Annotated in this window: 10 protein-coding genes and 2 pseudogenes; 5 read left to right on the plus strand and 7 right to left on the minus strand. The window is 62.3% G+C overall.

All coding sequences use genetic code 11. From position 1 onward, the window contains the following. Positions 1–91: 91 nt before the first annotated feature. A pseudogene (locus GGQ96_RS18400) lies at positions 92–430 on the plus strand (integrase core domain-containing protein); the annotation flags it as partial. Positions 431–444: 14 nt separating this feature from the next. Here the strand turns inward: GGQ96_RS18400 and GGQ96_RS18405 are convergent. After that, a pseudogene (locus tag GGQ96_RS18405) lies at positions 445–1,020 on the minus strand (transposase family protein); the annotation flags it as partial. Between the two features lie 131 nt (positions 1,021–1,151). Then, on the minus strand, positions 1,152–1,844 hold the full coding sequence (locus tag GGQ96_RS18410; protein ID WP_184116847.1) for a TetR family transcriptional regulator: 693 nt from the start codon (positions 1,842–1,844) through the stop codon (positions 1,152–1,154). Between the two features lie 119 nt (positions 1,845–1,963). Here GGQ96_RS18410 and GGQ96_RS18415 point away from each other — a divergent pair, with 119 nt between their 5' ends. The 3 genes from GGQ96_RS18415 (at position 1,964) to GGQ96_RS18425 (ending at position 4,155) form a co-directional block, all read left to right on the plus strand. Beyond that, positions 1,964–2,497 carry a DUF4142 domain-containing protein gene (locus tag GGQ96_RS18415; RefSeq protein WP_184116848.1) on the plus strand — a complete coding sequence of 178 codons (534 nt, stop codon included), beginning with the start codon at positions 1,964–1,966 and terminating at the stop codon, positions 2,495–2,497. 52 nt (positions 2,498–2,549) lie between these two features. After that, positions 2,550–3,200 carry an aspartyl/asparaginyl beta-hydroxylase domain-containing protein gene (locus GGQ96_RS18420; RefSeq protein ID WP_246360717.1) on the plus strand — a complete coding sequence of 217 codons (651 nt, stop codon included), beginning with the start codon at positions 2,550–2,552 and terminating at the stop codon, positions 3,198–3,200. 85 nt (positions 3,201–3,285) lie between these two features. Next, positions 3,286–4,155: an alpha/beta fold hydrolase gene (locus tag GGQ96_RS18425; protein WP_184116849.1), complete on the plus strand. Its 870-nt coding sequence runs from the start codon at positions 3,286–3,288 to the stop codon at positions 4,153–4,155. Positions 4,156–4,347: 192 nt separating this feature from the next. Here GGQ96_RS18425 and GGQ96_RS18430 read toward each other — a convergent pair whose 3' ends face one another. From GGQ96_RS18430 to GGQ96_RS18445, 4 genes are read right to left on the minus strand one after another with little or no spacing between them, the layout of a single operon-like run. After that, a complete protein-coding gene (locus GGQ96_RS18430) occupies positions 4,348–4,785 on the minus strand; it encodes a thioesterase family protein (protein ID WP_184116850.1) in 438 nt (145 codons plus the stop codon). Then, entirely contained in the window at positions 4,766–6,136 is a 1,371-nt protein-coding gene (locus GGQ96_RS18435; protein ID WP_184116851.1) for a Dyp-type peroxidase, read from the minus strand. The genes GGQ96_RS18430 and GGQ96_RS18435 overlap by 20 nt, the downstream gene beginning before the upstream one ends. Position 6,137: 1 nt before the next feature. Next, positions 6,138–6,836: a hypothetical protein gene (locus GGQ96_RS18440; protein ID WP_184116852.1), complete on the minus strand. Its 699-nt coding sequence runs from the start codon at positions 6,834–6,836 to the stop codon at positions 6,138–6,140. 17 nt (positions 6,837–6,853) lie between these two features. After that, a complete protein-coding gene (locus GGQ96_RS18445; protein ID WP_246360718.1) occupies positions 6,854–7,987 on the minus strand; it encodes a catalase family protein in 1,134 nt (377 codons plus the stop codon). A gap of 184 nt (positions 7,988–8,171) precedes the next feature. Between GGQ96_RS18445 and GGQ96_RS18450 the strand changes: the two genes are divergently transcribed. Then, positions 8,172–9,938, plus strand: a complete 1,767-nt coding sequence (locus GGQ96_RS18450) for an oleate hydratase (RefSeq protein ID WP_132884460.1) — start codon at positions 8,172–8,174, stop codon at positions 9,936–9,938. Positions 9,939–10,504: 566 nt separating this feature from the next. On the opposite strand, the gene GGQ96_RS18455 is transcribed toward GGQ96_RS18450, so the two are convergent. Next, entirely contained in the window at positions 10,505–12,268 is a 1,764-nt protein-coding gene (locus GGQ96_RS18455) for an HWE histidine kinase domain-containing protein (protein WP_246360719.1), read from the minus strand. Between the last annotated feature and the right edge of the window lie 105 nt (positions 12,269–12,373).

Genomic DNA, 12,373 nt, shown 5'->3' on the forward strand with positions numbered 1-12,373 from the left:
GGCTTGCCCTGATGAAGCCTGCGGCCGCTTCGCGGCCTTGTCTTCATCAGGGCCATAGCGGCTCCCGTTCCAGCGCTTCCCAATGTGCTACGGCAGCGAGTTCATCGCCACCGCAGTCCAGAAATGGCTTGGGCAGATCGGCGTGAACACGCTCTACATCACGCCAGGCTCGCCATGGGAGAACGGCTACAACGAGAGCTTCAATGGCTCGCTGCGTGACGAGCTGCTTAACGGAGAGATCTTCTACAGCCTCGCCGAGGCCAGAGTGCTGATCGAGGCGTGGCGGCGCCACTACAACACCATCCGGCCACATAGCAGCCTGGGCTATCGCCCACCCGCACCAGAAGCGGCGACGCCGCCATTGCCGGCCTCCGGTTCCGCTTCGCTCCACCTCCGACCGGCAATGGCGGCGGAGACGACAATGCACTAACTATCTACCCGGACCACCCGGTGGGGGCTGCTCACGGCCTTCAGCAGGTGTTCGAGGAACTCCCATGCTGTGCGCCTATCGGCCTTGTCGACCAGCTGGGTGACTGCGAACTTGCTGGTGCGGTCTATGCCGACGAACAGATAGAGCTTTCCTTCGGCAGTTTGCACCTCGGCGATATCGATGTGGAAGAAACCAATCGGATAACGCTTGAAGCGCTGACGCTTGGGCTTGTCGCCCTCGACATCCGGTAGCCGTGAGATGCCGTGCCGCTGAAGGCAACGGTGCAGCGCTGAGCGGGTCAGGTGCGGTAGCGACGGCTGCAATGCGTAGAGGCAGTCGTCGAGCGGCAGCAGCGTGTGGCGACGGAACGCCACCACCATTGCCTCCTCCGCCTCGGTCAGGGTCGTTGAATGAGGGGCCTTCGGCCCGGTCTTCAGATCCTCGACCGTCGCCCTCTTACGCCACTTCGCCACCGTCTTGGGGTTGATCCCCAGCTCACGGCTCAGCGTCGCGAGCGAAGCTTGCGATCGCTGTATTGCTGCTCGGACAGCGTGCGTGGTCGTGGCGCTCCCGTGACGTACCTGTCCCATACGGCTTCCTTCCATTCCAACGAAAGGATCGCACCATCAAACCGTGGGATCAAACACCTAGTCAGGTCAGTTCCATTCCGAGGAGAGACTCGAAGAGGCACCGCTTAGCAGTCATAATGCACGAACGACTACTATACTGGACCATACCGTAAGAATAGCTCTGCCAATGCCTTCATCCAATCCTCGCTCGTAGACTGATCTGTTTCAGGAGCGCGCAGCACGTTCTCCGCCCGGCCGATCAAACAGTGCAAGAATGCGTGACGAAAGGTCGTCAAATCGGTATGCGCTAGCGCGATCGCGGCACCCGGATGTGCTAGTAAGGCGTCAATCGCGCGCAGACCGACAGCATAGGTAGAGGTCCAGGCGTCATGACGCGCGTCCGGTAGTTCCGTCAGCACCGCAGCAATCGCCTGACGCTCCGAACTGATCAAGAAGGTTAGGATACGCCTCCCAACGCTGCAGAACGCGGCGCGAAAGTCGTCCACATGCACGTCCTCATGAAGTCCGTCTTCTTCCAGTTCCAGCTTGCGCTGCAGAAGGCGCATCAAAAGATCACTGCGGCCATGGAATCGCGTGTAGATCGTCTTTTTGCTAACAGCTGCCGCACGCGCTATCCGTTCGACCGAGAGTTCGCCGGCGCCCTTTGCGAGCAGCAAGTCCCAGGTGGCGGAGAGGATCCTTTCTTCCAGACTGGCCGCCTCTTCTGCACTCGGCCTGCCTATCCGGCCGCGTTGGCGTTTCAGTATCGCCTTCTCACCGGCCCTCGCGGCCATTCCTTCCGTCACCTCAAGTTTCAGCCGCTCACCCGACTTCACAATCCACACCTACGCTAAATCTTTGCGGGGAGGCAAGAGATTAACGGAACCGTCCGGTTCCCTTGCGCATTCTGGGGCGGTCAGTTGCGCAATGATTGACCCCCGTTCTTTTAGCTTGAGGAAGATCGATGTTGAAGTTGATCCTGGCGACCAGTGCCCTTGCCGTTTCCGTCACAGCGGTGTCGGCGCAGACCACCCCCCCGATTGCGGGCCAGAGTGCCCCCTCCTTCGTTGCAGCAGCGTCCGATGCCAATACCTATGCGATCAAGGCGTCCGAAATGGCTCTTTCCAAGGCGCAGCGCGACGATGTGAAGGCGTATGCTAAGCGCGTGCTGGACGAGAACCGCACTCTCCAGAAGTCGCTCCTTGCGTCGCTTCGCGACAACCAGCGCACGATCAGGACGCCGTCGAGTGCGCTGTCGTCCGATCGAGCCTCGCTGCTCAGCCTGTTGCAGAAGGCGCCGCGCGGCAGCTTCGACAACCTGTTCCTTACCCAGGCTACCCAGGTGCAGGACCGTGCCTGGTCGGTGTACAAGGGCTATGCCGAGGATGGCACCGATCCCGCGCTGAAGCAGATCGCCATCGGCGCGGTGCAGCAGGAAGAGCAGGAACTGACCGCCGGAAAGGCACTCCTTCCCGCGGCGCTGGCCGGTGATCAGTAACGCGCTCGCGCCCGGTCTAGGCCGGGCGCGGTCCTCCGTTGGCGCGGCGAGCATGCCCAAGCGGCCGATTACGCTGCGCCTGGGCAAGAAACTGCGCCCGATAGTCAATGCGATCGTCACGCGTGGATCGCTGGTCGGCAACGCGCCGGTGCATGATCCGGCCGATTTCCCCTGGGTGCACCTGTTGCGGAGCGAGTGGCGCAACATTGCGCATGAGGCGACCATCGTATGCGCCCATCGCGAGGCGGTGCCGCCGTTAAACGCCATCTCGCCCGAGCATGCCCGCATCGCGGCCGATGGTCTCTGGCGATCGTTCTTCCTTGTCGGCTATGGACAGTCGATCGAGGAAAATCGTCGGCGCTGCCCTGCGACCAGCCGGCTGATCGGCGCCGTACCCGGCCTCAACAGTGCCTTCTTCTCAATCCTTGCGCCGGGCGCTCACATTCCCCGCCACAAGGGTGTCACCAAGGGGCTGCTGACCTGCCATATCGGACTCGCCGTGCCCGGTCGGCAGGACGGATGTCGAATGTTGGTGGCAAGCGAGACGGTGCACTGGGCGGACGGCCAGGCACTGGTATTCGACGACACCTACCCGCACGAGATCTGGAACGACACGACGAGGTGCGCATCGTCCTGCTGCTGCAATTCCGCCGGCCGATGGCGCGCGTGGCAGGCTGGATCGCCGATCTGTTCCTTAGCCTGATCCGCCGTTCGGCCTTCGTCCGAGATGCGCGACGCGATCTTGCGCGGTGGCAAGAACTCTTCCGCGCGGCCGAGGACAACAACGCATGCTGATCCACGACCTACAGACCGCGCCCCTTCCGTTTTCTGTCCGCGGAATGCGTTTCGATGCGATCACTTGCGGCCCGGAAGACGGCGAACTGGTGCTGTTCCTCCACGGCTTTCCCGAATTTGCGGACGCGTGGGTAGACATCATCGCCGCTGTCAGCCGGGCCGGCTTCAGAGCCGTCGCCTTCGATCAGCGGGGCTACTCGCCCGGCGCACGCCCCCTGGGCGTCGATAGCTACCGCACATCCGAGCTGATCGACGACGCACTGGCGGTAGCCGATGCCCTCGGCGCGCAGCGATTCCATCTGGTGAGCCACGATTGGGGTGGCATTGTCGCCTGGAAGCTCGCCGCCGCGCATCGTGAGCGCCTCCTGTCGCTCACGGTGTTGTCCACCCCTCACGTCGATGCCCTGCTCGACGCCAGGCGTACCGATCCCGATCAGCGGCGGAAGTCGCGCTACATATCCCTTTTCCGCATGCCGTTCCACATCGCCGAACGACTGCTGCTCCGGAAGAACGCGGCCGCCCTGCGCCGCGCCTACCGGGGCAAGCTGCCGTCCGAGAGGCTCGAGACCTACGTGCGGCGCTTGGAAGTGCCCGGTGCGCTCACCGCCGGCCTGAACTGGTATCGTGCGCTCGATTTGCACGCGATCACCGGCCCAGTCCAGGTCCCGACCCTGTTCATATGGGGCTCCGAGGATCAGGCGCTCGGCCGCCGCGCCGCCGAGGCGACCAAGGACTTCGTCCTATCGGATTACCGCTTCCTGCCGCTCCAGGGCGCGTCGCACTGGCTCCTGGAGGAAGCGGCGGACCGGGTCAGCGAAGCACTCGTTCCCCATCTCCGCCGTTGGCGCTGCGGGTCGCCCTGATCTTCGCGACGTTTCCTCGGCCTTCAGCAGACCCAATCATCCACCCCCTGGTCGGCGTCGGCGACGACCGCTCGAGCCGTTCCGACGCCGCCGAGAGGCTGAGCATGAGCGCCGTCTGCTCGTGGGCTGCCACGCAACATCCAATTAAAACCGCACGCGAGGGATAACCGCCCCCTTAAAGGTTCGGACCTGTTACAGGCAGAACGGCTGCGCCAGATCCGGAGTGATGCGGACGAGTTGACCCGAGCTCGCGTCGAGACAGCATAGCGTCGAGTGCACCTCGGCGACCGTCTCGCCGTCCCTGCCGATATGCGTCGAGAACCATGCTCGCGACGCTGTGTGCTTCATAACCTGAACCGTCGCGATGAGACTATCGCGGTGGTAGGCCGGTTTTCGATAGAAGATCTCGTGACTAGCAACAATCCAGCGAAGCCGGTCGACATCTTCCTTCCTCGCCACCGCGCGCCAGTACGCGGTTATCGCCTGCTGCACCCACTGCAGGTACACAGCATTGTTGACGTGGCCCAGTTCGTCGATCGCGTCCGCCGAAACGGTGATGGCATGCCGATGCGAACGGTATTGCGAGCGCCCCCCGGGCCCGCCGGACGGTTCAGCGCCAGCCTGCTTCACCGATCCACCGGAGCGCCGTCAGCGACGGCATGAAGAGATATTCGCCGCCCATCAGACGGTTGAAGGTGGTCACGCCGTTGACGCGTCTTCGCGCCTGCTCCTGCGGAATGGTGAAGGTCCCGGGCTCCTCGTGCAGCGCGACGATCGGGTCCCTCTCGGTGCCAAGATCGATGAAGTTACCCCGGTTGATCCATTCCTGCTGGAGGAACTCGATCGTATCGTACGCCCGCGCGCTGATGAAGATGAAGAAGATGCCGCGATCGTCTTTCGCATCGTCGGCCGCCGTCACGTCCGGAGTCCACTTGGGGCCGAAGGTGGAAGAGCGCCGGATAATGCGGTGGATGTTGACGTCGGTCAGGATCGTCAACTGGCTGTCGCGCGGGTTCAGACGGCGCATGTGCGCTGAATGCGGACAGACCAGTCCCTTGGGATCTTCCGCGAAATTGAAATCGTTGTTGCGTGATCGATCCGCCCCCAGCGCCTCGTCGTCACGATCCGGTGCCAGGATCAGCGGCGCGCCGCTGCGCCAGCGGCCGAACATCTTGGCCGCCAGCTTTTCCTGGTCGGCTTCGCTGTCGGCGTTTGCGCGGATGAAATCGTTGAAGGCGCCGACCGCGCTCTGATATTTGCGCAGGACCACGAACGATCCGTTGCGACCGAGCGGGGCCGGTTCGGGCATTGCGACTGGCGCGCCGGTCTCGCTGTTTTCGCCCAGGATGAACTCGCCCGCCGCGATCGCGCGCTCGTCGCCCCGCGGGTCCACCCCGCCGCCCGCCACTGTCGGCTGCGAGATGGAGTCGCGAAATCCGAAAGGGTTCTTGGCATCGGCATCCGCCCCGAAGCTGTGCGTGCCGACGAGCGTGACACCATGCGAGGCTTCCAACTCGGTCATGGCGACTTCGATCGCCTTTTCCAGCGCGGCTTCGTCGCGGGCATAAATCGTTACCGCGATATGGCAGGTGCCGGGCCGAAAGGCATCTTCCCACCGGTCGGGTGCGTTTTCGCCGAAGTCGCGCAGTTGCTCGGCTCGGGCGGCCATGCCCTGTTGAAACGGGAGGGGAAAGCTCTTCAGCGATGCCTCTGGCACGCCCAGCGCCTTCAGGCCGGCATGGCTGATCGCGACGCCGGTCCAAGCGTCCATGTCGTCCGTCCAATCGTCGGCCGCGGGGATATGCGGCGCGAGTCGGCGGACGAGGTCGCGACCGCCTTCCGCCTCATCGACGTGCAGCATCGCGTGCAAGCCGACATAAGGCTCGGGCCGCGATCGCAGGATCAGAGCCTGGATGTCGTCGAGCTGCAGCTTGACCCGCTCCCGGCTGAAGCGCGCCTTCAGGTTCGCCAGAACGCTCATGTCAGTAATCCACCCCTTCCGGCTTGGAGATGGCGTCGGTAAGTTGGCCGAGCGCCGCCTTGGTCGTCGGGTCGATGCCCATGTTGGCGGCCTCTGCATCGAGGAACGCGTTGAGCGCCTTCTCCATTCGCTGGAAACGGCGTACGTCGACCACCGTCACCTGCGGATTGGCAACGAACCAGCCGGCAGCGTCGATCTGGTGGTCGGCGATGAAATCCTTCACCTTGGGGCTGTCGATCCCCGGCCAGCCTTCGACGTTGGCGAACAGAAGGTCCATGAGCTCCGGGATCTTGGTCGCAAAGTCATTGATGTAGGCATCCCAGTCGCCGTCGTAAGCGGTCGCGAACAGAATGCGCGTATCATCGTCGAAAAAGACGAAGCGCATGTCGTGCAGGGTGGAGACGCGCTGGGCCCCGTCCATGTTGCCGGCGGTGAGATCGAAGATCCGCCGCAGGCGCTCTGCGCCGCCCGGCTTGAGCGTCGCGATGGCGGTGAGTTCGGACACGTTGCCGGATTGCTTGCCGGCGCGGCCCGCCGACCGGGCGCTGCCCTTCAGGTCCGGATTATGTTTGCGGATCATCGCCTCAAGCGCGATCTTGGCGAGGTGGGGTGCATCAGCGGCGACTTCCTCCACCCGGCGCCAGATTTCCTGAAGCTTGCTCTCATCCGCGAGGCGCGGGTCCTTGTTGTCTGTGGTCATCACGACCTCCTGCTCGTTCAATCGGGAATGTCATCGAGCCGGTCAGGCTCGATCCGGGGGCGCGCGTTCATCCGATGGCGGTAGCTGGTGGAGCGTTCGTAAGCCGCCCGGCGGATGCGCATGATCTGGCCGAGTGGGCGGTGCGCCTCTACGCCGTTCCATGGATTGAAAGACAGGACGTCGTCGCCATACACCTGGCGTGCCGGGGCGTAGGCGTCCTGCGCTGCGAACCGCAGCGTCGCGATCGGGCGATGCGGCGACACCTTCTCGTCCCAGCGTACCGCCGCATCCTCGACCGGCATCTCCGCCAGATCGGTGCAGAGCTGCGCCGACAGGGCATATTCCGCGCCCTGGCCGGCGAAATGCTCCACCATAACATCCCGCATCGTGGAGAAATCCGTCTTGCCCACCGGCTGTCCCGTCAAGGCCCGGACGTTATCGGAAGCTGGGGACAGAGCCAGCTTGGCGACATGGTCACCGAAGCGGATAGCACCTTGCGTATGGTAGCTCTCGCCGAGCGGATGATGGTTGTCGCGCGCCAAACCTTCGAGTGTCGCCCCGGGCGTCATCCCCAACGCCTCCACTGTCTTCTTGGCACCCCGCGCAGTGCCCGCGATCAGCCGCTGAAAGGTGTCGGGCGCATGCGCATTCGCCTCGAGAAGGCTCAGCATCAGCTTGTATTTGGCGATGGTGCCAAAGGCGAGGACGGGAAAGTTCACCATCAGGAAATCCTGGTTGGCGCCCCCGATATCGGGCGACAACCGCTCTCCTTCGACGCCGATCACCTTGATCGCGAAGCCTCGCGGCGCAGGGATCGCGTCCGAATGAATGTCGCTGGGTGCCGAGGACAGCCGTGCGACCACACCATACGTGGCTGGGCGCACGAAGATACCCTGCCGCAGTTCCGGCGCCAAATCGTCGTGAACCGTCAATGTGCCCTTCAGGACGGCATGTGACTTGGCATGCGCGTCGCGGATCGCGTGACGGTGATGCTCGAAAGCGCAGCGGTTCCCGGCCGCCATCTGCTCGACGATCTCGGCCGTCAGGCGCTCTTCATCCTCGGCGATCGTCTCGATGTCGGACGAATAGAGAAGCGGTGCTTTCAACCCTGACCTCGCTTGCTGACCTTGTTCAAGTGCGCTTCGACCCAACGTGCTCGAAGAGGTTAGCAACTAACAACACACAAGGGAACCGTGTGGTTCCCTTTCTTTGCAACCTCTGCTATGCGCGTCCGCAGGGAAACGATTGATCGAAACGGAAAGGCTCAGCGCGACGGTGCTTCGTAGCCAGGCGAAGTCAGATCCCCGCCGTCGGGGGCGTTAGAAGGAGCTTGCCATGCATTACAGCAGCGGAAACTATGAAGCTTTCGTCCGCCCCCGCAAGCCGGATGGCGCTGACAGGAAGACGGCATGGTTCGTCGGCTCCGGGCTGGCCGGACTGGCGGGCGCGGCCTTCCTGATCCGCGACGGCGGTGTTGCTGGCGAGCGCATCACCATTCTTGAAGAGCTGGATCTTCCCGGTGGCGCACTCGATGGTCTCGACGTGCCGGAGAAGGGCTTCGTCATCCGCGGCGGCCGCGAGATGGAGGAGCATTTTGAATGCCTGTGGGATCTCTACCGTTCGATCCCGTCGTTGGAGATCGAGGATGCCAGCGTCCTCGACGAATTCTACCGGCTCAACAAGGATGATCCGAACATCTCCTTGCAGCGTGTGACCCAGAACCAGGGCCAGGACGTGCCGGACAAGCATCTGCTGACGCTGAGCGCCCGGGCGCAAAAGGACCTGATCTCGGTCTTCCTGGCATCGCGCGAAGAGATGGAGAACAAGCGGATCAACGAGGTCTTCAGCAAGGACTTTTTCGAAAGCAACTTCTGGCTCTATTGGCGCACCATGTTCGCCTTCGAAGAGTGGCACTCCGCCCTCGAGATGAAGCTCTACATTCACCGTTTTATCCACCATATCGCTCATCTCGCGGACTTCTCTTCGTTGAAGTTCAATCGCTACAACCAGTACGAGTCCATGGTGCTGCCGCTGGTTAAATGGCTGACCGATCACGGCGTTCAGTTCCGCTACGGCGTTGAGGTGACGGATGTGGATTTCGACATCCGGGAAGGCCACAAGGAAGCGACCCGAATTCACTGGAGGGAGAAGGGCGAGGAAGGCGGCGTCGATCTTGGCCCCGACGATCTCGTCTTCATCACCATCGGCTCGCTGACCGAAAACTCGAACAATGGCGATCACCACACCCCGGCGGAACTAAACGAGGGACCGGCGCCGGCTTGGGATCTGTGGCGGCGCATCGCGGCGAAGGACCCGGCCTTCGGACGCCCGGATGTGTTCGGTGCCCATATTCCTGAGACGAAATGGGCATCGGCATCGATAACCGCGCGCGATCCCCGGATCGCGCGGTACGTCGAGAAGATCACCAAGCGTAACCCCTTCACCGGCAAGATCGTCTCGGCCGGCATCGTCACGGCGAAGGATTCTGCATGGCTGCTGAGCTGGACGGTCCACCGGCAGCCGCATTTTAAAAAGCAGCCCAAGGACCAGATGATCGCTTGGTTCTATGCGCTCTTCGTGGATTGCCCCGGCGACTATGTGAAGAAGCCGATGCAGGAGTGCACCGGCGAGGAAATCACCCAAGAGTGGCTCTATCACCTTGGCGTGCCGGTCGAGGAAATCCCGGAGCTCGCCGCAATTGGCGCCAATACGGTTCCGACGATGATGCCCTATATCACCGCATTTTTTATGCCACGTCAGGCCGGCGACCGCCCGGACGTGGTTCCGGAAGGGGCAGTGAATTTCGCCTTCATCGGCCAATTCGCCGAGTCCAAGCAACGCGATTGCATCTTTACGACCGAATATTCGGTGAGAACGCCGATGGAGGCCGTCTACACGCTCATGAACGTCGAGCGCGGCGTGCCCGAGGTATTCAACTCGACCTATGACATTCGCACGCTGCTTGGCGCCATTACCCCTCTGCGCGATGGGAAGCACATCGAGTTACCGGGTCCGGCTTTCCTGCGCAAGCTAGCGATGAGCAAGCTGGAGGGCACAGAAGTCGAGAAGCTCCTTAGGGAATTCAACCTGTCCTCGGGATGACGGTGCGCTGCTTACGCGCTATCGAGCTACGCCATTCTGAGAGTCCGGCGGTCGCATTGTCTTTTCAGGATTGACATGCCTCCGCGTCGGCGACTGGGTTCAGCGTTGAAATCCGGCATTCTGAAGAATGCCGCAAGTGTTCTTGAGGACCAGAGCGTTGTCACCAGAGGCCTCATGAGTCCGCAGTAGCGATTACACGCCTCTTTGTTCATGAACGATACAGCGGATCAGGGCACTACATGGTCGAGACGTCGGTCTTACTAGCTGGTGCAGTAAACCGGTGTTGGTCGAGTGGCTTCGGTAGGAAAATGGCATGCTTTCGGCATTTCTTTGCGGCGCATAGCCATATTGCTCGACACTCGAACAAGACGGTCGGAGAGAAATGGCCGCGCGCATAGTGAACCGGCCATCCATCGATTTTGGCAGAACGGCGAGAGCCATTTCGCCATCGTCGGCGTCGAACACGCGCCAGCCGGTCTCCCGAAGGATTCACAAGACCAAAGCAGACCCGCGCCTCGTCCTACGATCAGGATTATCTTGCTGCGGACCAATGTGCCTTGGCCCATTCAATCTCCGGTCACGATAGCGGCATCTCCGAGCCGCGCTTGAAGCTCGAACACCAAACCGTCCGGACGGAAGTCGGTCGCGGCCTTGCCGCGGAAATATGAGCGAAGTGAGCGTTCGATCAGCACCGAGCCAAAGCCCTTCCGCTCAGGTAGCGATACGGGCGGACCGCCCTGCTCCCGCCAGACAAGATCAAAGCCGGCATCGCTGCCAGCGCCATCGACCTTCCAGGAGAGCGTCACGGTGCCCTCACCGTTGGAAAGTGCACCGTATTTGACGGCGTTCGTCGCCAATTCGTGCAGCGCCAGTGCGAACGCCACCGTGACCTCCGGCTTGAGCATGACGGGCGGGCCATCGATCAGGATGCGCTCGCCAATCGCGCCGTGGGGTGCGAGTGCGCGCGTCGCCAGCTCGCGCAGGTCGGCCGATCGCCACGAGGCGCTGGTGAGCACGTCCGTGGCAGAGCCGAGCGCTACCAGCCGCGCCCCGAGCCTAGCCGAAGCGACTGCAGTATCGGGTGAGTTGCGGAGCGTTTGCTGAGCGATCGATTGAACAACGGCCAGCACGTTCTTGAGGCGGTGTGCCAGTTCGCCGTTCAGGAAGCGAAGGTCATTCTCGTTCCGCTTCATTTGGCGATAGTCGTGCGTTACAGTGCCGTAGCCGCTCAGCTCACCTTTCGCGCCAAGGAGCGGGAAAACCGAGTAGAGGACCGGAATCAGTTCGCCCGTCTCGAAATGACGGAAGCACAGTTCTCCCGCCCAATGGCCGTCGCAGGCGACCGCCGGCAGCGCTTCGCTCGTGACAGTCTCAACCTGGTCGGGTGGAACGAGGTCGGAAATGGCGAGCCGGGTAATGTCGGCATCTTCCAATCCGACAAGCCGACGTCCTGCGTCGTTAATGTAAAACACGCTTCCGTCCAGGTGCGCCATACCGACGAAATCAGGACTGTTCTCGGCTAGCCGCACGAAGCGGTCACGCTCCTCCTCGCTTTCTCGCGCGTCGGTAATATCGCGCGAGACTGCGAGGATGCGGTCTGGAAGTCCGTTGGGGCCGGGGATTGGGCTAACCGCGACGTGCCACCACCTCATCGTGCCCTTCCGGGTGCCGGACCGGCCGATGAAGCTGCGTGTCTCGCCGCGGCGCGCTGCCTCGATCGCGGCGACCGCGTCCGCGTTGTCGGCATCGTGCCAGAAATCCGTCCAGCGACAGCCGGCGATGGCGTTGAAGTCGCTCACCTCCATAACGCGCTGGCCGCCTTGGCTCATGAAGGTCAAGCACCCGTCAGGGTCAAGCACCGTGATGCAATCGGTAGAACTGGCCAGCACGCCCGACAGGAAGCTTTCCCGCTCCACAGTTTGCCGCTCGCGCTCGACCAACTCCTCGTTAAGTCGATGTCCCCGGCGCAGGGAGTCGCGCAACTCGGCCGTCAGCATGACGAGCCCGATCATAACGACCAGGAATAATGAGGCGGCAACCCACTGCTGGCGAGGCACCCAGGTCGAGTCCGTTACGGATCCTAGTGAGACGATGCCGGTAGTCGCCGACAGAATAGCCGCGAACAATCCCGGACACTTGCCGAGGATCAGGGCAGTAGCAATCGTCGCCGGAATAAATGGGAGCCACGGCAGCGTGTCGGGTACGAACAGGATGCGTGCCACGCCAACACCGATGATCGCCACAGCGGCGAGCAGGTATTGAGCCGGGGCCCGAAGCGGGCGATTGAATGACCAGACAACGATCCGGTCGAAGAAGCTGCCAGGGTGCATCCGTATCATCTGCCTCCAAAGCCTGGACAAGGCCCCGCGCCGATCCTTCAAGCTTCATAATACTGACAGTTTGCTGTCGGGACCGACCACATTGGTGTCATAACC

Origin of the sequence: Sphingomonas abaci (assembly GCF_014199625.1) — a bacterium.
GTDB lineage: Bacteria > Pseudomonadota > Alphaproteobacteria > Sphingomonadales > Sphingomonadaceae > Sphingomonas > Sphingomonas abaci.